This is a genomic window from Ralstonia sp. GX3-BWBA, from assembly GCF_003290055.1.
Taxonomy (GTDB): Bacteria; Pseudomonadota; Gammaproteobacteria; order Burkholderiales; family Burkholderiaceae; genus Ralstonia; species Ralstonia holmesii.
Genome location: NZ_QMKS01000020.1, coordinates 191,621 through 212,233, shown reverse-complemented (window position 1 = coordinate 212,233; position 20,613 = coordinate 191,621). Strand labels below are relative to the sequence as shown.

The following is a 20,613-nucleotide window of genomic DNA, read 5'->3' as shown; positions in this document are numbered from 1 at the left end:
GATTACACACGTTTTCTGGTGGCCGCCCCTGCCTGACGCGGCATGCGCCCCAACGCCGGCTTGAGCACCGGTGCGTGGTCGCCGAGAAATTCCCACAGCCGATTGGCGACCGGCCCGTGCGGCTGATCCCGCCGTCGCGCAACCGCCAGCTCCTGCACCATGCCAGGAAAATGCCGCCCCGCAATCGATAGCAATGTCCCTTCGCGCAATTCCGCATCGATCAGGAAACGCGGCAGATGCCCCCACGCCATGCCGTGGAGGATCAGCTCTTTCTTCATCAACTGATCGGGCACGGCGCACTGCGGTGCCCCTTCGATGACGTAGTGGGATTGCTCCGGCGGGTTCTGCGCCGAATCATTGATGACGCACTGCATGAAGCGCTGCATCTGCTGTGGCGTAATGGATGACGTGACGGGGAACGGCAGAAAGCCCGGGGCCACCACCGGCACCATGGCGATCTTGCCCAGGTCGATCCATTCCATGCGCACATCGCCCTTTGGTACGCGGTGGACGATCAGGTCGGTGTCGTCGTCCAGCAAGCGTTCCCACGGCCCGGTGACGGCTTCAAACTGCAATTGCAGGCGCGTCTGCGGGCACTGGCCGAAGAACTGGCTGAGCAGTGCCAGGACGGGCTGCAGCGGGCACAGGTCACCCAGCACCACGCGCAATTCGGCTTCCTCGCCCATCGCCAGCTGCTTTGCGTGGGTTCGCAGTTCATCGCTCTCACGCAGCACGGACTGCACCTTGCGATGAAACGATCGCCCCGCTTCCGTCAAGCGCACGCGATAGCCGCTGCGGTCCAGCAGGCTCAAGCCCAGTTGCCCCTCCAGCTTGGCGACCGCCGCAAACACGGAAGGGTGCGAGCGGTGCAGCCGATCGGCGGCCGCCTGAAAGCTGCCGCCGGCGACCACCGCGTCGAAGCACTGCAGCTCGTGAAGCGTGAAGTTCTGCATTGTCGGCAAAACCTACAAAGGTTGTCAGAACTTCATAGTATCCACGAACCACCTCGGCTTCTAGGATGACGACATCCAATCGTTTCAACCGTCTTTCTCAGGAGCCCATCATGACCACCCGCAACGACCTTTCCTTCATCACCACCGGTGACGGCACGCGCATCGCCTATCGCTTCGACGGCGCGGCGGACAAGCCCGTCCTGCTGCTGTCCAACTCCATCGGCACCGATCTCCATATGTGGGACGTGACCGTGCCACGCCTTGCTGAGCACTTTCATGTGCTGCGCTACGACGCGCGCGGCCATGGCGCTTCGGATGCCCCCGCCGGTGCCTACTCGATGGATCGGCTTGGGCGTGACGTCGTGGAGCTGCTCGATGCGCTGGGCATCCAGCGCGTGCACATGCTGGGGCTGTCGCTGGGCGGCATCGTGGCGCAGTGGCTGGCGATTCATGTGCCGGAGCGCATCGATCGGCTGATCCTATCCAACACCGCCGCGCACATCGGACCGACGCAGTATTTCGACCAGGCCATTGCAGAGCTTCAGCAGGCGCCCGACATGCAGGCAACGGCCGAAACGTTCCTGCGCAACTGGTTTCCGGCACGCATGCTGGAGGCACGCGACCCGGCCGTTGAACCATTCCGCCGCACGCTGCTGGCGACGCCGCGCGAGGGCATCATCGGCGGGTGGACAGCGGTGCGCGATGCCGACCTGCGCCGCACGATCACGCTGATCACGCATCCGACGCTCGTCATTGCCGGCCAGCACGACACCGTGACGTCCGCCTGCCACGGCGAGGAAATTGCCGCCGCCATTCCGGGGGCGCAACTGCACATGCTGGACACCGTGCATCTTGCCAACGTGGAGCAGCCGGATGCATTCATGAACGCTGTGCTGGATTTCCTGGCCGTGCGCGAAACGGCTTGATGCGTGGACGATGCATCGACACGGCATCGACACGCGGCAACCCAGCCGGTTAACATGGCGGCCATCCAACCGATGTGCCGCCAGCCATGTCCCGCGTCAAGAACGAAGACGAATTCGAACTGCGCCGCGAAAGCGTGCTCGACACCGCCGCCGAGGCCTTTGCGGCCGACAGCTATCCGAGCGTGTCGATGAACCAGCTTGCCGCTGCGTGCGGCGGCTCCAAATCGCGCCTGTATCACTACTACGAAGGCAAGGAAGCCATCCTGTTCGACCTGCTGGACCGCTACACGCGCCGGCTGGCCGATCTGGTTGAACGCGCCGAGAGCGACGCGCGGCACGCCAAGCTTTCGGCGCGCGCCACGCTGCATCTGCTGGTCCGTACGTTCCTGGCCGAATACGCTACGTCGCGCACCCGGCATGTTGCTTTGCTCAATGACGTGAAATACCTGGCGCCGGAGCAGCGCGACATCGTGCTCGCGCGCGAGCGGGACGTAGTGGCGGCCGTGGGCCGGCAACTTGGCGCGGCCTACCCGGACAAAGTGGATGAAGCCAACCGCACGCCCATCACGATGATGCTGTTCGGCATGATGAACTGGACGTTCACCTGGCTCAAACCTGACGGGCCACTCTCGTACGAGGGCTATGCGGAAATGGTGATCGACATGCTGGAAAATGGGCTGAGCGGCCCAGGCGGCAGAAAAGGCTGACGTTCAACGCTCGTCATAGCTGACCACCACGCGCTGCGTGAGCGGGCGCGCCTGGCAGGTCAGCACAAACCCCTGCTGGATTTCCCAGTCTTCCAGTGTGAAGTTCTTGTCCATCTCCACACGGCCTTCCAGCACCTTGGCACGGCACGTACAGCACACACCGCCCTTGCACGCATAGGGCAGATCGAGCCCCGCGTTCAACGCACTGTCGAGCACCTTGGCATCCCCCGCCATGGGCACTTCGTGCGATTTGCCGTCGAGCACCACAGTCAGCGCGACATCGCCAGCCATGGCGGCGTGTTTGCGCGGCCTGGCCGCCGCCGACGCATCGCCCACCGGCACGCCAAAGCGCTCGGCATGCACGCGCTCGCGCGGCACCCCGCGCTCAAGCAGCGCCGCTTCCACCGCGTCGATCATCGTCGACGGACCACAGATGAAGGCGGCATCAATATCCTCGGGCGGGATCAGCGTGTCCAGAAAAGCACGCGCCTTCGCACCGTCCAGCCGCCCGTTGAACAGCGCGATCTCTTGCGCCTGCCGCGACAACACGTGATACAGCGCGAAGCGATCGAGGTAGCGGTCTTTCAAATCTTCGAGCGCTTCGCCAAAAATGATGCTGTCGACGCTGCGGTTGCCGTAGACCAGCGTGAAGCGGCTCTGCGGCTCGGCCGCCAGCGTCGTCTTGATCAGCGACAGGATGGGCGTGATGCCGCTGCCAGCCGCAAAGGCCACATAGTGACGCGCGCTTTCGGCTGCCAGCGGTACGTAGAAGCGGCCGTCAGGCGGCAACACATCGAGCGTCTGGCCCACGCGGATACGGTCGTGCAGGTGATTGGAGAAGACCCCCGCATCGACACGCTTGACCGCCACACGCAACTCGCCGTGCGCGTCGTAGTCCTGCACGGCGCAGCAGATGGAATACGAGCGCCGCAGTTCTTCCTGTCCGGGCAGTTGGCCAGACGGCACGCGCAGCGTCAGAAACTGGCCTTGCGTAAAGCGGTATGCGTTACGCAGATCGTTCGGCACGTCAAAGCGCACCGAAATCGTATCGGCCGTCTCGCCGCGCACTTCGGCAACACGCAAGGGGTGGAATTGCGGAGTCATGGCGGTCGGGCTCGGTGGGGCTTAGTAAGGCTTGAAATAGTCGAACGGCTCGCGACAGGCGCGGCAGCGGTACAGCGCCTTGCAAGCTGTCGAACCGAAGGCGGAGATGAGCACCGTATCGTGCGATCCGCATTGCGGGCAGGCGATATGCTCGGCCTGCATTGGGCGCGTGAGACGAATCGGGCGGGTGCCGTCTACTTGGGCCACATGTGCCGGCGGTGCAATACCAAAGGCGCGCAGCTTGCGGCGCCCTTCGGCAGTGATCCAATCCGTTGTCCATGCCGGCGACAGCACCGAACGCACGCGATACGCACCCACGTCTGCCGCCTGCAACGCGCGGCTCACATCATCGGCAATCTGCTCCATGGCCGGGCAACCGGAATACGTGGGCGTGATCGTTGCCACCAGTGTGCCGGCTTCGTCGAGCTGCACATCGCGCAGGATGCCAAGCTCGGCGAGCGTGACCACGGGAATCTCCGGATCGGTCACGGCGTCCAGCGCGATACGGGCGCGGTCCAACCGCTCGCTTACCACGATGCCCCCGGATACTGGCGCGCCAGTCCCTGCATCTCGGCCAGCAGATAACCCATATGCTCGGAATGCACGCCGTGCTTGCCGGTGCTGACATACGGACCAGCCTCTGGCCAACGCAGCGTGGCCTCGTCCAATGCGTCGCGCACCGTGGCTTCCCATGCGCCGCGCAGGTCTGCCGGATGCACGCCGATGCCGGCCTCGGCCACGGCAGTTTCAACGTCATCCGCAGCGAAGTATTCGTTGGTGTAAGGCATCAGCCAATCGAGCGCGGCTTGGGCCCGCGCATGCGATTCGTCGGTGCCATCACCGAAGCGCACGAGCCAGTCGCGCGTATGGGCGAGGTGGTAACGCATCTCCTTCACCGATTTGGCGGCAATGGCGGCCAGTTCGGTATCGGTCGAACGCGTCAGCGCCTCCCACAGCGGCACCATCAATGCGGCGGACAGGAAGTGGCGGACGATGGTGACGGCGTAGTCGCGCGCGGTTGCGGAGGTCGCCACCATTGGCCCCGCATGCGGCAGCTCGAGCAGCGTGTAATTGCGGAAAGCAGGCTCCGCACGCCAGTAGGCGTAGTCATCCTCGGTGCGCGGCGTACCGGTGAGCGTGCCTTCAATCTGCCCCGCGTGCGTGTAGAGCAACCGCGCCTGCCCGATCAGGTCAAGACTCAGGTTGGACAGCGCGATGTCTTCTTCCAGCACCGGGCCATGGCCAGTCCATTCCGCGTTGCGCTGGCCGAGGATGAGCGCGTTGTCGGCCAGACGAAGGATGTATTGCAGATGCGCGTCGGAAGTCATCACCGCGGCTCACATGTGGTTGACTTCATCGGGCAGCCGATAGAACGTCGGGTGCCGATAGATCTTGTCGGCCATCGGGTCGAAGAGCATCGGCTTGTCGTCAGGTTCGCTGGCGGTGATGGCGGCCGATGGCACAACCCAGATCGAGACGCCTTCCTGCCGCCGCGTATACACATCGCGCGCCATCTGCAGCGCCTGCTTGGCGTCCACCGCGTGCAGGCTGCCGCAGTGCTTGTGCTCCAGACCCTGCTTGCTGCGGATGAACACTTCCCACAGCGGCCATTCGTGTTGATGCATGGTGGGCTCCTTCCGGTTCAGGCAGCTTGTTGGTTGGCGGTGGCGCGTTCGGCCCGCTTGCGCGCGTAGGCAAGCGCGGCCTCGCGCACCCATTCGCCTTCTTCGTGTGCACGCTTGCGGGTGGCAAGGCGCTCGCGGTTGCACGGGCCGTGGCCGTCCAGCACACGCTTGAACTCAGACCAATCGAGCGGTGAGAAATCGTAGTGGCCGCGCGCTTCGTTCCACGTGAGGCCGGGGTCGGGCAGCGTCACGCCCAGCACGCGCGCCTGCTCGACGGTGGCATCGACAAAGCGTTGCCGCAGATCGTCGTTCGAGATGCGCTTGATGCCCCAGGCCATGGTCTGCGCGCTGTTGGGCGATGCAGTATCGGGCGGCCCGAACATCATCAGCACCGGAAACCACCAGCGGTTGACGGATTCCTGCACCATGTCGCGCTGCGCCTGCGTGCCGCCCATCATCGTCAGCAAAGATTCATAGCCCTGGCGCTGGTGAAATGACTCTTCCTTGCAGATGCGGATCATGGCGCGCGCATACGGGCCGTATGAGCAACGGCACAGCGGCACCTGATTCATGATCGCTGCGCCATCGACCAGCCAGCCGATCACGCCCACGTCTGCCCAGGAGAGCGTCGGGTAATTGAAGATCGACGAATACTTCGCGCGACCTTCGTGCAGCGCATCGATCATCTCGTCGCGCGAGCTACCAAGCGTTTCTGCGGCGGAATAGAGATAGAGGCCATGGCCCGCTTCATCCTGCACCTTGGCCAGGAGGATGGCCTTGCGCTTGAGCGACGGCGCGCGGCTGATCCAGTTGCCCTCGGGCAGCATACCCACCACCTCGGAATGCGCGTGCTGCGAAATCTGCCGCAGCAAAGTCTTGCGGTAAGGCGCAGGCATCCAGTCTTGCGGCTCGATCTTGTGGTCGGCGCCGATGCGTGCGTCAAAGCGCGCCTGCAAATCGGCTTCGCCTTGGGAGGCAGCGGCCAGCTCCTGCTCCGTGGGCAGACCGCCGGGCTGGTCGAGGCTTTGGGTGTACATGCGATCCTCCGGCCGCTTTCTGGGCATGTGCACGGCACGTCATGTGCGCCGTGTTTTGGATGGATCGATTATAAACCGTCCGACCGGTCGGTCAATAACGGGTTTCACCGCATGCCTCGTTTGAGACATGCGGTGAAACCGGCGTCCTCTTTGCCCTTCTCGGACTTAGATTGGCGCTGCAGACGACGCTCCCCCCTGCGCCGCCCCATGCGTGCGGGTGCGCACAAACACCCCTGCCAACACCGAAGCAAACAGGGCTGCAACAGCGCCCAACAGGAACGCGAGGTGGTAGCCGCCATTGAGCGCGGTCGTGGCATCGGCGCCTGCCGCGGTTAGGCTTTCGGTGCACCCTGCAGCCAGACTCGCCAGGATGGCCAAGCCTAACGCACCGCCCATCATGAACGACGTGTTGACCACGCCCGACGCCAGGCCCGACTCATCCGGCGCCACATCACTCATGGCCGCCAGCAGCACCGGATTGAATGCCACACCGGCGCCCAGGCCCAGCAACAGCATGCCGGGCAGCACGTCGAGCACAAAGCTGCCGCCGGCAGGCGCGCGCGCAAACAGCACCAGCCCCACAGCTGCCACCAGCAAACCCAACGACAGCGGCGCGCGAATGCCAAAGCGCATCACCAGCTTGGCCGACAAGCCCAGCGAGAACACCGCCATGATGATGTTGGCCGGCAGGAAGGCCAGCCCCACCCGCATGGCGCTGTAATCAAGCACGCGCTGCATGTACAGCGCCGAAATGAAGAACCACGCGAACATCGCCGCCGCCCACAACACGCCCACCAAGTTGGCCGTGGCCACGTTGCGCAGCGCGAACATGTGCAGCGGCATCAACGGATGCGACACGCGCGATTCAATGATCAGGAACGCGATCATCAGCGCAATGGCAATGCCCAGCTGCGTCAGCGTTTGCGTGGATGTCCAACCGGCTTCGTTGCCATGCACGACCGCATACACCGCCAGCATCAGCGACGCGGTCACGGCAATCGCGCCCGCCACGTCCAGCTTCGTGCGATCGGCCAACGGCTTGCCCGCAGGCAACAACGCCACGCACGCGGCATACACCGCCACGCCAATCGGTAGATTAACCAGGAAGATCCAGTGCCAGCTCAGCGTGCTCGTCAGCAAGCCACCGAGCAACACACCGATGCTGCCGCCCCCCGCACACACAAAACCGTAGATCCCCATCGCCTTGGCGCGATCCGCCGGCGAGGTGAACAGGTTCATGATCAGCGACAGCGACACCGCCGACACCACTGCACCGCCCAGCCCCTGCACGGCGCGCGCCGTGATCAGCAGCCCTTGCGAATTCGCCAGCCCGCATGCAGCCGAAGCCAGCGTGAACAACGTCAGCCCCAGCAGGAACAGCTTGCGATGTCCGAACAGGTCTCCCAGCCTGCCTCCCAGCAGCAGGCAGCCGCCAAAGGTCAGCATGTAGGCGTTGACGACCCACACGAGCGAGGTTTCGGTAAAGCCCAGGTCTGCCTGGATGGACGGCAGCGCAACGTTCACGATGGTCGTATCCAGCACGATCATCAGCACGCCCAGACAGAGCACGATGAGGGCAAGCCAGCGCTTGCGTTCGTCGATGCCATGCGTCATGGAATCACTCCTATGATTGGCCGCTGCGCCTGAATGTCGATCAGGATTGCGCAGCCGATTTAAGGTTGGCGAGACCGGCTTCAAAGTCCTTGCCGATCATCGCGTCCATACTGAAGAACAGGCCCATCACCTTGGAGATGAATGGGCTCGGGCCATACATGGCCCAGGTGACGTGCGTCACATCGCCGGCAGGCTTCAGCGTGAATTCCGCAGTGTTGTGCGCCGCGAAGGGCTTCAGGAAATCCAACTGAATCTGGATGCGGCTGGGCGACGTTGAATCGACGATCTCCATGCGCCCGGCCCCCACTTCCCGCGAGCCATCCCACGCATAGTTCGCGCCTTTGCCACTCGCGGGGCTGCCATAGGTGCGCTTCATTGCGGGGTCACGCTTTTCCCACGGAGACCAAGTCGTCCAGTGGTGGAAATCGTTGATCAGGGCGAACACTTCTTCGGGCGGTGCCTTGATGTCGATCTCGCGCTGCACTTTGAAGGTATCCGGGCGCGTGGCGGCAAAACCCAGCACAGCAGCAATCGCGACGACGATGACGATCGCAATGATCTTCAGCATGAAGAGCGCTCCAACAGATGGGGACAGCAGGTGAAGGGACGCCTTTGCGCAAGCCGTGCAAAGGGTCGCGGCCAGAACAGCCGGTCGTCGCCAAGGGGGTGGTTTCGTTGATATTAGTAAGGCGCCGATGATCGCGCAGCCTGGCACCGGACCGTGGCCCTGCGCCAAGGCAGGCGCCCTACGATTTTTCGCAGAACGGCCACCGAGCGGCGGCCGTTTTCACACGCACCGCAATTACATCGGCTTGGGCGCGATCACCATCCACGTGATGCCGAAGCGGTCGGTCACCATGCCAAACGCGTTGGCAAAAAACGTTTCGGACATCGGCATCGTGACGTGACCGCCATCGCCGAGTGCCTTGAATGTCCGTTCGGCAGTGGCGTTGTCGGGCACGCTCACGGACAACCCGAAACCTTTGAAATCCGTCTTGCCGCCGGCCATGCCGTCGGACGCCAGAATCTGGGTTTCGCCCACGCGGAAGGCGGCGTGCATCACCTTGTCGAGCGGGGGCGCCATGCCGCCGCATTGCTCGGCAGTGGGCTGTGCGTCCTTGGGCGCATCCTTGTAGTGCATCACCACATCGACCTTGGCACCAAGCGTCTTCTTGTAGAACTCCAGCGCTTCTTCACAACGACCTTCGAAGAACAGATACGGTTGAACTTGCATCACAACTCCTTGGGGTGGACTTGGGGGACTGCAAAGCCGCGCATTGCGCCACGCGGTCGGGGGAAAACCTCGCTCAGCCGCACGCCGGCTCAGGCACCGGCATCGGCACTGAGGCATGCTCGTGTACGACTTGCCAACGGCCATCGCGCTTGCGGAAACACACGGTAGCGCGCGTCTGCGCATCGTGCTTCGCACCGTCCCGATAGCGCGCACGCAAGCGATTCACGCTGAAGCAATAGGCCAGATCGCCACTCACCTCAAGGTGCAGCTCGGTGAATTGGAAATCGGCCTGACCCTCAAGCGCATCGAACCAGCTTTGCCAGTTGCGGCGGTATGCGTCGACGCCTTTGACGAACAACGGCGGCATCACATCGAAGACCACCACATCGTGTGCGTAATGACGCATGACGGCGTCGACATCCTTGGCGCGGACGGCGGCAGCCCACTCGTTAATCAACGTACGTAGTTGGGCCTCGTCGTCCGCTGCGGTAGTGGCAATCGTCATGTTGGCCTCCAAACATCTGTTGCACGAAAGGCTTGGAAATTTGCGTCACAGCGCCTAGGGTTTAATTGTGAACACTGTCCACAAAAGATAGCAGACATAATGGACGGTGTCCACATAGAACTTGCGGAGTTGCATTGCATGACCCAGGAACCGCCCCGACCACCCGCGCGCACCACGTATCGCCATGGCGACTTGCGACGTGCGCTGCTTGACGCCGGCATTGAACTGGCGCGCGCCGGCGGGCCCGACGCCATCGTGCTGCGCGAAGCCACGCGCCGCGCGGGCGTGGTGCCAAATGCCGCCTACCGGCACTTCGCGGGGCGACAGGACTTGCTACAAGCCGTGCGGGCAGAGGCATTGGCGGCGTTGGCGCGCGCCATGGAAGCGGAGTTGGATGCCATCGACCCGACGTGGCCAGAAGATGTGCGCGCACGTGCGTCGCTACGCGCCATCGGCGTGGGTTATCTACGGTTTGCGCAGACGGAAACCGGCCTCTTCCGCACAGCCTTTGCGGTGCCCGATGAAGTAGAAAACGACGCGGACCCTGCCAAGGCCGGCAATAGTGGCCTGAACCCGTTCCAGTTGCTAAGCCTGGCGCTCGACCGGATGACCGCTGCCGGCGTACTGCCGTCCGAACGCCGTCCGGGCGCCGAATACCTCGCATGGTCTGCGGTGCATGGGCTGGCCCTGCTCATCATTGATGGGCCGTTGCGCGGGCGCCCGCCTGAGCAGACCGGCGCCATTGCATTGCGTGTGGTGGAAATGGTGGAAAACGGCCTGTAGAGACTGCTGGACAGAGCGCCGATGGAATATTGTCTGCACCCGAAGTGTTTACCATCAGCACAAGCCACACACCGGAGAACCACCATGCAGATGCGACCAGGCAGATGGATCAGCGCCGCCGCGCTCGTGCTGAGCGCATGCGCGGCGCTTTCGCCGATCCAGACGGCCCAAAAGATGATCGGCCAGCCCGAAAGTGCCGTACGCGAGACGTTTGGCACGCCCACCGAGACGTATCAGTTGGCAGGCGGCACGCACCGCTGGATCTATTCCAAGCAGCCGATGGGGCACGAAGTCTATGCCGCAGACTTTGACGCGGGCGGCAAGCTCACCAACTTCCGGCAGATGCTGACTGAAAAGGAAATCTACGAAGCGCGGCCCGGCGTCTGGACCAAGCATGATGTGGCGGAGCGCTTTGGCATGCCGCGCGAACCGACGCAATACTACCCGCTGATGAAGCGGGAGGCGTGGTCATACCGGATGTACATCGTCGGGCATCAACAGGCGCACTTCAACGCCCTCTTCGACGACAACGGTGTGCTCGATCGCACCATGATCGTCGTCGACCCGCTTGGCGGCGATCACCAAAGCCGCAAGTGATAAAAAGCCCGGGCGGCGCATTGCACGTCGCCCGGGCTCCAGGGTTTAGCCCAGCGCAGAAGCGATGGCCTGCGCGAGTTCGTTCGCTTCAAACTTTGCAACGTAGCCGTTGGCGCCAACGCGGCGCACGTGGTCTTCGTTGGCGGAGCCCGACAGCGACGAGTGAATCACCACCGGAATCGACTGGAATGCCGGCTCGGTTTTGATCTTGCGCGTGAGCGTGAACCCGTCCATCTCGGGCATTTCCAGATCGGTCAGCACCAGCGCGATCTTGTCGCGCACAGTCTTGCCTTCGCGTGCGGCATCGCGTGCGATGTTCTGCAGCGTGTCCCACGCTTCCTGGCCGCTCTTGGTCATCACGTACGGTGTGCCCATCGCTTCCAGACCGTTGGCGATCAGCGAGCGTGCAAGGCCCGAATCATCCGCCACCAGCAGCTTGGCACCCGGGGGCAGCTTGATCGGACGCTCGCCATTGTCGGGCGCCAGATCGGTACGGCGGGTCGGGAACACATCCACCAGAATCTGCTCGACGTCGATCACCTGGGCCAGGCGTGAGTTGTCGGCGTTGCCATCCAGGCGCGCCAGGCTGGTGATATTGCTGCTGCCCACGCTCGCCTCGGCCGGAAAGATCTGGCTCCATTCCAGGCGCACGATCTCGTCCACTTCTTCCACCGCAAAGCCTTGGGTGGAGCGCGCGTATTCGGTAATCAGCAGGATGTTGGCATTGCCGTTCTTGGTGCCGATCACGCTGGCGAGGTCAATCACGGGAATGATCTGGCCGCGCACATTGACCGCGCCCAGGATATGGGCGCCGGCATCCGCCACATGCGTCACAGGCGGCATGACCATGATCTCGCGCACCTTGAACACGTTAATGCCGAACATCTCGCGCTGATTGGAGCGCGCAGATTCGCCCAGGCGGAACAGCAACAGTTCAAAACGGTTGTTGTTTGTCAGATTGGTCCGTTCATCAACTTCGTGCTGCGACATTGTCTTCCCCCGTTCAAGCACACGTTATGTGGCGGTAAACGGCACGGCGTTTGGCAACTTGAAGGGGTTTTGCGAATGTGAAGGCCGAGCCCTGCCAGCGTGGGGAAACACAAGCCTAGGCAACCTTCACATGGGCGACCAGGAAATCCAGAAACGCCCGCACGCGCGCCGGCAGATGCGCCCCGTGACCGACATAGACAGCGTGGATGTCTTCGGTCTCGCCGGGGCTGTAATCCTCCAGGACGGGGACGAGACGGCCCGCATCCAAGTCAGCGCGCACCTGAAATTCGGCCAGACGCGCCAAACCCAGACCGGCGACCGCCACGGCGCGCAGCGCCTCGCCATCGCTGATCTGCGTGTTGCCGTGTGGGGTGAATTCGGTGCGGCGCCCGCGCTTGATAAAGGGCCAGGCACTGATGGCGCGAACGTAGCTGAACGCCAGGCAGTTGTGGTTTGCCAAATCAGCCGGCGTGCGCGGCATGCCGGCGCGCGCCAGATAGGCAGGCGACGCCACCACCATCAAGCGCGTCTGCCCCAGCTTGCGCGCCACCAGCCGAGAACTCTTTAGCGGACCACTGCGCAGGGCAACATCGGTGCGATCTTCCAGCAGATCGACCACGCGATCCGTGAGCGCAATGTCGAGCGACACCTCCGGATGGCACGTCAGAAACGCCGGCACAATCGGCAGCAGTAAATGCGTGCCGACCGGCACATTGGAATTGATGCGCAAGCGCCCTGCTGGCTGCGCCCCGGCAGAAGCCTCGCGCTCGGCCTCGTCCAGATCGGCCAGTACCGTCACGCTGCGCTCATAGAACGCCATGCCCTCGGGCGTGAGCTGAAAGCGCCGCGTGGAGCGGTTCACCAGCCTCGCGCCCAGCCGGGCTTCCAACCGTGCCACCAGTTTGCTCACCGCCGACGGCGTCATGCGGCAAGCACGCGCCGCAGCGGAGAGGCCGCCCTCTTCCACGACCCGCACGAAGACTTCCATCTCGCCAAAGCGATTGACATCAAGCCGCGACATTGTGATTTCAATTCATAGATGTTGTGCTTGCCGGCAGTCTATCGCACAGATCCGACCGTTCTCATACTGGTGGCCATTGCCATTGCTGCTTCGGGCTCAACCCAACACCAACATGACTGCACAGAATAAAGTCGCGCTCGTCGTGGGCGCACAGGGCGTGATCGGCCGCAACCTGATCGAGCACCTCGCCACATTGGACGACTGGCGCATCGTCGGCCTGTCGCGCCGCGGCGGAGCATCGACGCAGCGCATCCGGCATGTGGCCGTCGACTTGCTCGACGCAGCCGACACGCGCATCAAGCTCGGCGCACTTGGCGACGTCACGCACCTCTTCTACGCCGCCTATCAGGACCGCCCGACCTGGGCTGAACTGGTGCCGCCCAACCTCGCCATGCTGACCAACGTGGTCGACGCCATGGAAGCCGCATCGCCCCAGCTCGCGCACATCAGCCTGATGCAGGGCTACAAGGTCTACGGCGGTCACCTCGGGCCATTCAAAACCCCGGCGCGCGAAACCGATGCGCATTTCATGCCGCCCGAATTCATGTTCGACCAGCAGACCTTTCTGGAAGCGCGCCAGGTGGGCAAGGCGTGGACATGGTCGGCCATCCGCCCGTCGGTGGTGGGCGGCTTTGCGCTGGGCAATCCGATGAACCTTGCCGTGGCCATCGCCATGTACGCGTCGCTATCGAAAGAACTGGGCCTGCCGCTGCGCTTTCCCGGCAAACCCGGCGCATACGACCACCTGCTGGAAATGACCGATGCCGGCCTGCTTGCCCGCGCCACCGTGTGGGCCGCCACCGACCCACGCTGCGCCAACCAGGCCTTCAACATCAACAACGGAGACCTATTCCGCTGGAGCGAAATGTGGCCGAAGATCGCCGGCTACTTTGCGATGGAAGTCGCCCCGCCGCTGCCCTTGTCGCTCGACATCGTCATGGCCGACAAGGCGCCACTCTGGCAAAGCATGATCGCCAAGCATGGTTTGGCGAACACGCCCTACCGCGATGTGTCTTCGTGGCGCTTTGCCGATTTCGTCTTCTCATGGGACTACGACATGTTCGGTGACGGCTCCAAGGCGCGCCGCTTTGGTTTTCACGAATACGTGGAGACGGAAGCGATGTTCATGCGCATCTTCGACGACTTGCGCCAGCGCAGAATCATTCCGGGGTAGAGCGTTGGGATGCCTCCGCCAGAGTAGCGCACTGGCCGATCCGGCTAGGGGGATGTCCCGACTCGGGTTTCCTCAGGAAGGGTCGATATAGTGAAGGCGGGACGGTAGCTCATGGGTCGAGCGGCGACGGTTTACCGACGCAGGCAGGCAGGTTCAAATCCTGTACGTCCCACCAAATTGATGTTCGTTGTGGATCAACGAAATTGTGCCGTTAAGCATAAAGTGGCCATTTGGACGGGTTATGGTTGTTTACCCGTTGGGACACATTATGTTTTATCGAAAAACGGTGCTATCTTTGCTGGCGACTTTCAGCAGCATCACGAACCTAGTCTGACGCTCGACCAAGGTGACGATCTGGCTGTTAGCGCTGCCGAAGAGCAGGTCGCCTTCCCAGTGGCCGGGCACCGCACGGTCCTCCGCCGTAGCAGGCCGCTCGCTGATCGGCAGCGTCTCAGAGATCCGGCCATGGTCGTCCGTCTTCTGCGTATGGTGCCGCGAACGACGCATGGCTCTTTCACGCCGCAAGTGTTCGAGCAGCTCCTTTTTAAGCGCTCCGCGGGCCTGTATGTACAGGCTGCGATAGATCGTCTCGTGTGACACCAGGTAGTCCTTGTTGACGGCATATGCATGCTTGAGCCAGCCGGCAATCTGCTCAGGGGACCACTGTAGCCGCAGCTTGGCTGCCACGACCTGCGCCAGCGTTCGGTTTCTGACGAGCTTACATACCTTTGGGCGGCGTGCTCGAGCCCAGGCAAGCTCGCCCGCCTGACTCGCACGATAGCTATGGCTTCCGCCATTTCGCTGGAGCTCGCGACTAATGGTGGACGGAGCTCGCCCTAGCCGGGAGGCGATCGAACGTATCGAGAGCCCCGCCACGACCGAGCGGGAGATCTCTTCACGCTCGGCAAGCGTCAATGCCAGCCGGGAGCGGTGTCGCTGTGCCGGCTGGATACCGCCGGTCTGCGCGAGAATTCCCTGTACAGAAGAATGGTTCCGATCGAACAGTTGGGCAATGTGCTGGAGAGAGTCGCCACTACGCCAGCGCTCCCACATGAGTGCTTTCTGACTCTCGGTGTAGTAGATCCGGCGCCTTTGTTTCATTTGCAACACCTCCACTGCTCACGCGTCTCTAGTGTGTTGCATCGACCGGTTGAATCCGCAGCCAGAAGCGGACAGCTGCTAGCTGCCTACAAACCTCAGGGCTTATCGACACCTTCCGCGATCCGTGCTTGACGAGTCATGGGCGCAGCGATAGAAGATAGATAGAAGGTACGCTGATCCTCTTCTGTCAACGGGTCGCCGTGGTAGAGCTTTTCTAAAAGATCGAGAAGATCAGAGGCGACGCCATACTCAACGCCGGCATCCTGCATACGACGGATAGACGCGGCTTCATCGCCTTCGATACGGAGTGTGTCGCGTGATACGGGGACATCAGCGAGTGAGTCACGAATACCTTCCTGCAGGCAGGGTAACAAGCGGGCGGCGGCGTCGGTCAGCCCGGTATTAGGAACAGCCACTTCCATCAGTGCTGCCAGCGTCAACCGAAACCACTCGGTATCGGTTCCCGACGGCGGGATCGCGTGAACGTGTGCAATATATTGCACCGCAAAGGCGATCACGTCGTCGCTCTCTCGCCGTCGGCGAACGAAGTCTTGATGATCCTCGGCAATGGCTAGAAATTTCTGCGCCAGCGTCTCGACAACATCGCTCGACTCAGCGCCATTCCGCCAAAGAACCTCCTTCGCCACTGCCTTGCATGCGTTGAACAAGTCTGCATCAGCTGGCTCGACCATGTACCCCCCCTCTGAATCATTTGTAAAGGGATCAAAGCAAGTCCTCACTGACCTGCTTTAATCGCACCGGATCATCTTCGACGTACTGCGCCATCCTGAAGAACTGGTTCTGGCCGAAAATGGCCAGTGGCCACCGGCCACAGCAACTGGAGTTGACCCGACTCGGCTACAGCCTCGATTGCCTCGTCGCGACGACCGGCAATGGGGCGCCAAGAAGCAAGGCGCGCTCCTGCCTCTATTGCGAAGCGCTCAGGAAACCTTGCTTGTCGATTGACCGCTGATGGCCGGAAGCTGACATCGGCGGCATATGATTTACTTCTGTCAGCACAAGTCCCAAGCGAACAGCTCTTGCCTGCAGTGCCTACATACGAATTTGTACAGAGCGGAGTCACCACCTGGTTGGTAACCCTCCGTAACCCGTCCCCACACCGCCTCATCCTGTTTGTACTCAAGCAGCCAAGCTTGTTTGGTGCTCTCGGATGCTGACTCGACGTCCTGAATACTGGCATCGCCATGGAACTCACAAGCGTCGCCGCAGTGAGAAAGCCACCACTCCTGTTGCCAAGAGATATAGCCCGGGGTCCGAAGATTCACCTCTTCCATAGCTTCGACTGGTACCCCTGCACGCGCCAGTGGGTACGAGTCAGCGAAAGATGCATCCAGCTTGCTGGCTGCAGAACCATCGGCGATGCACCACGGGCACAGCGCGTCGTGCAAATCGTTGACTGAATAGACCGGTCCTACATAGATGTAGCCTCGCGCTTGCTTGCAGCACGCGCATATCGTTTGGCTGGCAGCGACGGCGCCGGTTACAAGGGGCGCCGGATGGTAGCGAAAATATGGGAGCGGTTCTGTTACGGTCATGGCCCTGTACTTTAATGTTCGGTAACGGCCAACACGCCTGCAAGGACGATCAGCCGGCCTCTCTAGCCTTGCTCTATGGTACGCCGAGCCGCTCTTCAAGCAGATTGTGTACCTCGGTCATAAATCGAGCATAGTCGACCGGACTGGCGATCCGCGCTCACCTAGGTAGCGCGTGACGACCTCGCGGGTGGACAAGCGCTCTGCGGTGTGCGGAGTAAAGCGGGGACGAATCGGTGAGGTTGTAAGGTCGAAATAAATGATGTATTGTTAATGCATGTTATATCACTGCGGGCCAAGTTGAAAACCGCGCACCCACGGCCGACGGCAAGACAGGCCGAACAGGAAGCTGAAGGATACGAAGTGAAGCTAGATGGCCTACTAACCAAACCGGCACCCTCTTTCGACGAGCCGCTCGAAATGCTCAAGGCCTGTCACGAGCGTATTGCCGCGCAATGCGCCACGCTCGCGAAGCTGTCGGCACATCTGCCATCGCACGGTGCGGACGAACAGGCGCAGCAGGCGGCCCGAAACATCATGCGTTACTTCGACGTGGCCGGGCCTCATCATCATGCCGACGAAGAAGAAGATCTCTTTCCGTTGCTGATCGCAGAGGGCCAGCGTCGGGGTTCGCCGGTGGTCGAGGTGATCGCGTCGCTGCTCACTGAGCATCGATCTCTGGAAGCGAACTGGGCGCAGTTGCGAGCAGTCCTTGCCGATATTGCTCAGGGCCAGGTCAGGCCGATCGAGCGCGCCTGGGCAGAGAGCTTCGCTGACGCATACCGTCGTCACATCGCCGTCGAAGAAGGTCAGGTTCTGGTGTTCGCCCAAGCGTGCCTGGATCGAAAGCAGCTCGCCAGGCTGAGCACAACGATGGTTGCCCGACGCGCCGTGGCATCGCACTGAAACCCAATGAAGCCCACCACGAGGGCACCCTTTCCAGGAGAAACTTCCATGCCAACTTTGAAAGCCATCGGCACCATCTTCGCCCAGCATCATGTCTTCGATGCACGGGGCATTGCCAAGCGTTTCCGGCACGCGGCCATCTTCGGCGCGCTCGACGCCCTAGAGCCAGGCGAAGTGATGCGCTTTGTCAACGATCATGATCCGCTCCCGCTCCTTGCGCAGATTGAGCGGCACTACGGGCCACGCGTGGATGCCGGATATGTCACCCGCGATCCGGGCAACATCGTGATCGACTTTACGGTGAGAGCGGCCGGCTGAATGTCTGCCGCATCCGCAATCAATGCCGGCGAATGTGTCTTGTGGCAGGCCGCGATCATCGATCTGGCCAGCACAACGGATGCTTGATGCGCAGATGATTCGGTCATTTGCGAACGATGCATACACGTGCCGGTGACCTTAGTACTGGTGGACAGAGGACAACATGCTGACCACAATCGAACCCGACAGCGTCCACGCGCCTGACGCCTGTTGCGAGACGCTTCTGCCGCAGGCGCGCCAAGAGATTGAGGCGACGAACGTCACTTGCAACAGTTGTGCATTGGCGCGCCTATGCACCGCTGAACCGGTCGACACATCGGCCGCAGAGCGGCTCAACGAGTCTATGCGCTGCATCCGTATGATCAAGCGCGGACAGGCGCTGTACCGCAGAGGCGGAAGCCTCCAAAGCATCTATGCCATCCGTGCCGGCTCCTTCAAAACCGTAATCCATCGGACGGGAGGAGCACAGGTCGTCGGCATCGCTTTGTCGGGTGATCCGCTTGGCATTGACGGTATCGCCAGCGGCAAGCATGCCTACGATGCAATCGCACTGGAAGACAGCTCGGTATGCGTGATGCCGTTTGAGCGACTCGAACGCCTGTGCCATGACCTGAAGATCGTTCAGCGGCACGTATTGAGCATGCTCAGCGCCGAGATCGTGCGCGGGTCCAAATGGATGGGGCTGCTCGGCACGATGGGAGCGGAGGATCGCGTCGCCACCTTTCTGTTCGATTTATCGGAACGCTGGAGCGCGCGCGGTTTTTCGTCGACACAGTTCACGCTGAAAATGACGCGCGCGGAGATTGGCAGCTACCTTGGGTTGAAACTCGAAACTGTTAGCAGAATGCTGACGAAACTGCAGCAGCGTCGGCTGCTTGAAGTGCGCGGCAAAGACATCCGGATTCTCGATATGGACCGATTCCAGGCCGTGGCGATGGATGGCTGCACGCCATTTTCCGGCTCCTGTTCAGTCTCGATATACGGCTAGGCTGAGCGCTAGCGTGACGCCTACCTCGCATGCCCACGTGTCCAATCACACCTACTCGTCGCTGATATAGAGATAGAACCAGCGCGGCGATGGCCCATCAAACCGAAGGCTCATTTCACCTGAGTGCCTAACCTCCATCGCACCCGCTACGAGAGCGCGGTGCCTCACAGTGGAAAACAAGCGCCGAAGGAGAGACGTCATGAGCGACACACGCGTTTTCGAGGTCTACCGCTACGATCCCGATTCAGATGTCCAGCCCTACATGCAGGCCTTTGACGTCGAGTTGAAGCCAGACGAACGGATGCTGCTGGATGTTCTGATTCGCCTCAAGGCGCAGGATCAGACACTGAGCTTCCGAAGATCATGCCGGGAGGGTGTGTGCGGTTCAGACGCGATGAACATCAACGGCAAGAACGGTCTTGCCTGTACGACCAACCTCAACGAGCTGCCGCGCCATATCGTTCTACGCCCGCTTCCGGGCCTGCCCGTCATACGCGACCTGATCGTGGATATGACGGATTTCTTCAAGCAATACCACTCGATCAAGCCGTACCTGATCAACGACACCGCACCGCCGGAGCGTGAGCGCCTTCAATCACCTCAGGAACGCGACCAATTGGACGGCCTCTATGAGTGCATCCTGTGCGCATGCTGCTCAAGCGCATGTCCGTCGTACTGGTGGAATCCCGACAAGTATGTCGGCCCGGCTGGCCTGCTGCAGGCGTATCGCTTTCTCTTGGATTCGCGCGACGAGGCCACTGCCGCGCGCCTGGACAACCTCAACGATCCCTACCGCCTGTTCCGCTGCCGAACGATCATGAACTGTACGAACGTGTGCCCCAAGGGCCTGAACCCAGCCAAGGCGATCAGCGAGATCCGAAACATGCTCGCCCGCAGGGCAATTTGACCGACGCAGCTTTAACGACCAGGAGAGAACATGGCAACACCACACGCCGCGCCCGGAGAGCTGATCGACGTCCGCCCACTGGGCGCTGCACTCCAGCAAGCAAAATCCGTCGCCTTGATCCGCTCGACGCACCTTGAAGTCATGCGACTCGTGCTGCCTACAGGCGGCCGTATTCCTGTCCATCAGGCGCCGGGAGACATTACGGTGCAGTGCCTCGAGGGCGTGCTGAAGCTCGGCATGAACTCGGCCACACACACCATGCGCGCAGGAGATCTTCTGCTGCTTCCACCGGAAGAACCGCATTGGCTAGAGGCAATAGAAAGTGCGTCTGTGCTTGTTACCCTCTATCTTCCGCAGCGTCCATAGGCAAGTTGGGGAAGCGGAAGACGGTTTTCGCTGCCCTCTTGCGAACGCCGCACCTTATTGGACAGCCCCCCCGCTCAACGTGCCCGGTCAACGGAGCCTGTCGCACTTCCGATAGGAAGAGAAGGGGCGGCAGAGACTGCGTTGCTCAATCATCTCGCTCATATGCGCCTCTCCGACATTGCCGAGTGCGTGCGGGTGCAAGAT

Annotated in this window: 23 protein-coding genes and 1 pseudogene; 10 read left to right on the top strand and 14 right to left on the bottom strand. The window is 61.8% G+C overall.

Translation table 11 applies throughout. The annotated features are described in order from the left end of the window. Positions 1-2 precede the first annotated feature (2 nt). Complete coding sequence (locus DOD19_RS19835) at positions 3-953, bottom strand: LysR family transcriptional regulator (RefSeq protein WP_112187516.1); 951 nt, start codon at positions 951-953, stop codon at positions 3-5. Between the two features lie 110 nt (positions 954-1,063). Here DOD19_RS19835 and pcaD point away from each other — a divergent pair, with 110 nt between their 5' ends. After that, positions 1,064-1,879, top strand: coding sequence for a 3-oxoadipate enol-lactonase (gene pcaD / locus DOD19_RS19830; protein ID WP_024979313.1), 816 nt, complete (start codon positions 1,064-1,066; stop codon positions 1,877-1,879). A gap of 86 nt (positions 1,880-1,965) precedes the next feature. Continuing rightward, a complete protein-coding gene (locus DOD19_RS19825; protein WP_112187514.1) occupies positions 1,966-2,586 on the top strand; it encodes a TetR/AcrR family transcriptional regulator in 621 nt (206 codons plus the stop codon). 3 nt (positions 2,587-2,589) lie between these two features. Here DOD19_RS19825 and paaE read toward each other — a convergent pair whose 3' ends face one another. The 9 genes from paaE to DOD19_RS19780 form a co-directional block, all read right to left on the bottom strand. Continuing rightward, positions 2,590-3,690, bottom strand: a complete 1,101-nt coding sequence (gene paaE / locus DOD19_RS19820) for a 1,2-phenylacetyl-CoA epoxidase subunit PaaE (protein WP_112187512.1) — start codon at positions 3,688-3,690, stop codon at positions 2,590-2,592. Between the two features lie 21 nt (positions 3,691-3,711). Further along, on the bottom strand, positions 3,712-4,194 hold the full coding sequence (gene paaD / locus DOD19_RS19815; RefSeq protein ID WP_112187573.1) for a 1,2-phenylacetyl-CoA epoxidase subunit PaaD: 483 nt from the start codon (positions 4,192-4,194) through the stop codon (positions 3,712-3,714). Between the two features lie 23 nt (positions 4,195-4,217). Then, positions 4,218-5,018, bottom strand: coding sequence for a 1,2-phenylacetyl-CoA epoxidase subunit PaaC (gene paaC / locus DOD19_RS19810; RefSeq protein WP_112187510.1), 801 nt, complete (start codon positions 5,016-5,018; stop codon positions 4,218-4,220). A 9-nt stretch (positions 5,019-5,027) separates the two neighbouring features. Continuing rightward, positions 5,028-5,315 (bottom strand): 1,2-phenylacetyl-CoA epoxidase subunit PaaB, encoded by a 288-nt coding sequence (gene paaB / locus DOD19_RS19805; RefSeq protein WP_004635034.1) that lies wholly within the window; start codon positions 5,313-5,315, stop codon positions 5,028-5,030. A gap of 17 nt (positions 5,316-5,332) precedes the next feature. Beyond that, a complete protein-coding gene (paaA, locus tag DOD19_RS19800; RefSeq protein WP_024979318.1) occupies positions 5,333-6,352 on the bottom strand; it encodes a 1,2-phenylacetyl-CoA epoxidase subunit PaaA in 1,020 nt (339 codons plus the stop codon). A 165-nt stretch (positions 6,353-6,517) separates the two neighbouring features. Continuing rightward, a complete protein-coding gene (locus tag DOD19_RS19795) occupies positions 6,518-7,966 on the bottom strand; it encodes a DHA2 family efflux MFS transporter permease subunit (protein ID WP_112187508.1) in 1,449 nt (482 codons plus the stop codon). A gap of 40 nt (positions 7,967-8,006) precedes the next feature. After that, positions 8,007-8,534, bottom strand: coding sequence for an SRPBCC family protein (locus tag DOD19_RS19790; RefSeq protein WP_112187506.1), 528 nt, complete (start codon positions 8,532-8,534; stop codon positions 8,007-8,009). Positions 8,535-8,768: 234 nt separating this feature from the next. Then, the gene (locus tag DOD19_RS19785; protein ID WP_112187504.1) at positions 8,769-9,200 is read right to left on the bottom strand and encodes a VOC family protein; all 432 of its coding nucleotides are present in this window, start codon (positions 9,198-9,200) and stop codon (positions 8,769-8,771) included. A 73-nt stretch (positions 9,201-9,273) separates the two neighbouring features. Further along, positions 9,274-9,705 (bottom strand): nuclear transport factor 2 family protein, encoded by a 432-nt coding sequence (locus DOD19_RS19780; protein ID WP_112187502.1) that lies wholly within the window; start codon positions 9,703-9,705, stop codon positions 9,274-9,276. A 138-nt stretch (positions 9,706-9,843) separates the two neighbouring features. On the opposite strand from DOD19_RS19780, the gene DOD19_RS19775 reads away from it, so the two are divergent. Then, positions 9,844-10,488: a TetR/AcrR family transcriptional regulator gene (locus tag DOD19_RS19775; protein WP_112187500.1), complete on the top strand. Its 645-nt coding sequence runs from the start codon at positions 9,844-9,846 to the stop codon at positions 10,486-10,488. An 84-nt stretch (positions 10,489-10,572) separates the two neighbouring features. After that, positions 10,573-11,085 (top strand): membrane protein, encoded by a 513-nt coding sequence (locus tag DOD19_RS19770; RefSeq protein ID WP_024979324.1) that lies wholly within the window; start codon positions 10,573-10,575, stop codon positions 11,083-11,085. Positions 11,086-11,130: 45 nt separating this feature from the next. Here DOD19_RS19770 and DOD19_RS19765 read toward each other — a convergent pair whose 3' ends face one another. Further along, complete coding sequence (locus DOD19_RS19765; protein ID WP_024979325.1) at positions 11,131-12,075, bottom strand: chemotaxis protein; 945 nt, start codon at positions 12,073-12,075, stop codon at positions 11,131-11,133. A 115-nt stretch (positions 12,076-12,190) separates the two neighbouring features. Next, complete coding sequence (locus tag DOD19_RS19760; RefSeq protein ID WP_112187498.1) at positions 12,191-13,096, bottom strand: LysR family transcriptional regulator; 906 nt, start codon at positions 13,094-13,096, stop codon at positions 12,191-12,193. Between the two features lie 112 nt (positions 13,097-13,208). On the opposite strand from DOD19_RS19760, the gene DOD19_RS19755 reads away from it, so the two are divergent. Further along, positions 13,209-14,270 (top strand): SDR family oxidoreductase, encoded by a 1,062-nt coding sequence (locus DOD19_RS19755; RefSeq protein WP_112187496.1) that lies wholly within the window; start codon positions 13,209-13,211, stop codon positions 14,268-14,270. Between the two features lie 288 nt (positions 14,271-14,558). Here DOD19_RS19755 and DOD19_RS19745 read toward each other — a convergent pair. Both DOD19_RS19745 and DOD19_RS19740 read right to left on the bottom strand, forming a co-directional pair. Then, positions 14,559-15,371: pseudogene (locus DOD19_RS19745) on the bottom strand (IS30 family transposase); the annotation flags it as partial. Between the two features lie 95 nt (positions 15,372-15,466). Continuing rightward, positions 15,467-16,063, bottom strand: coding sequence for a hypothetical protein (locus DOD19_RS19740; protein ID WP_112187494.1), 597 nt, complete (start codon positions 16,061-16,063; stop codon positions 15,467-15,469). A 1,161-nt stretch (positions 16,064-17,224) separates the two neighbouring features. Between DOD19_RS19740 and DOD19_RS19730 the strand changes: the two genes are divergently transcribed. The 5 genes from DOD19_RS19730 (at position 17,225) to DOD19_RS19710 (ending at position 20,409) form a co-directional block, all read left to right on the top strand. Beyond that, entirely contained in the window at positions 17,225-17,830 is a 606-nt protein-coding gene (locus DOD19_RS19730) for a hemerythrin domain-containing protein (RefSeq protein ID WP_239498050.1), read from the top strand. A gap of 48 nt (positions 17,831-17,878) precedes the next feature. Further along, positions 17,879-18,148: a DUF2249 domain-containing protein gene (locus DOD19_RS19725; protein ID WP_112187488.1), complete on the top strand. Its 270-nt coding sequence runs from the start codon at positions 17,879-17,881 to the stop codon at positions 18,146-18,148. A 163-nt stretch (positions 18,149-18,311) separates the two neighbouring features. Next, a complete protein-coding gene (locus DOD19_RS19720) occupies positions 18,312-19,136 on the top strand; it encodes a helix-turn-helix domain-containing protein (RefSeq protein ID WP_112187486.1) in 825 nt (274 codons plus the stop codon). 199 nt (positions 19,137-19,335) lie between these two features. Continuing rightward, positions 19,336-20,043 (top strand): succinate dehydrogenase iron-sulfur subunit, encoded by a 708-nt coding sequence (locus DOD19_RS19715; RefSeq protein ID WP_112187484.1) that lies wholly within the window; start codon positions 19,336-19,338, stop codon positions 20,041-20,043. Between the two features lie 30 nt (positions 20,044-20,073). Beyond that, positions 20,074-20,409: a cupin domain-containing protein gene (locus tag DOD19_RS19710; RefSeq protein ID WP_112187482.1), complete on the top strand. Its 336-nt coding sequence runs from the start codon at positions 20,074-20,076 to the stop codon at positions 20,407-20,409. Positions 20,410-20,613: the final 204 nt, after the last annotated feature.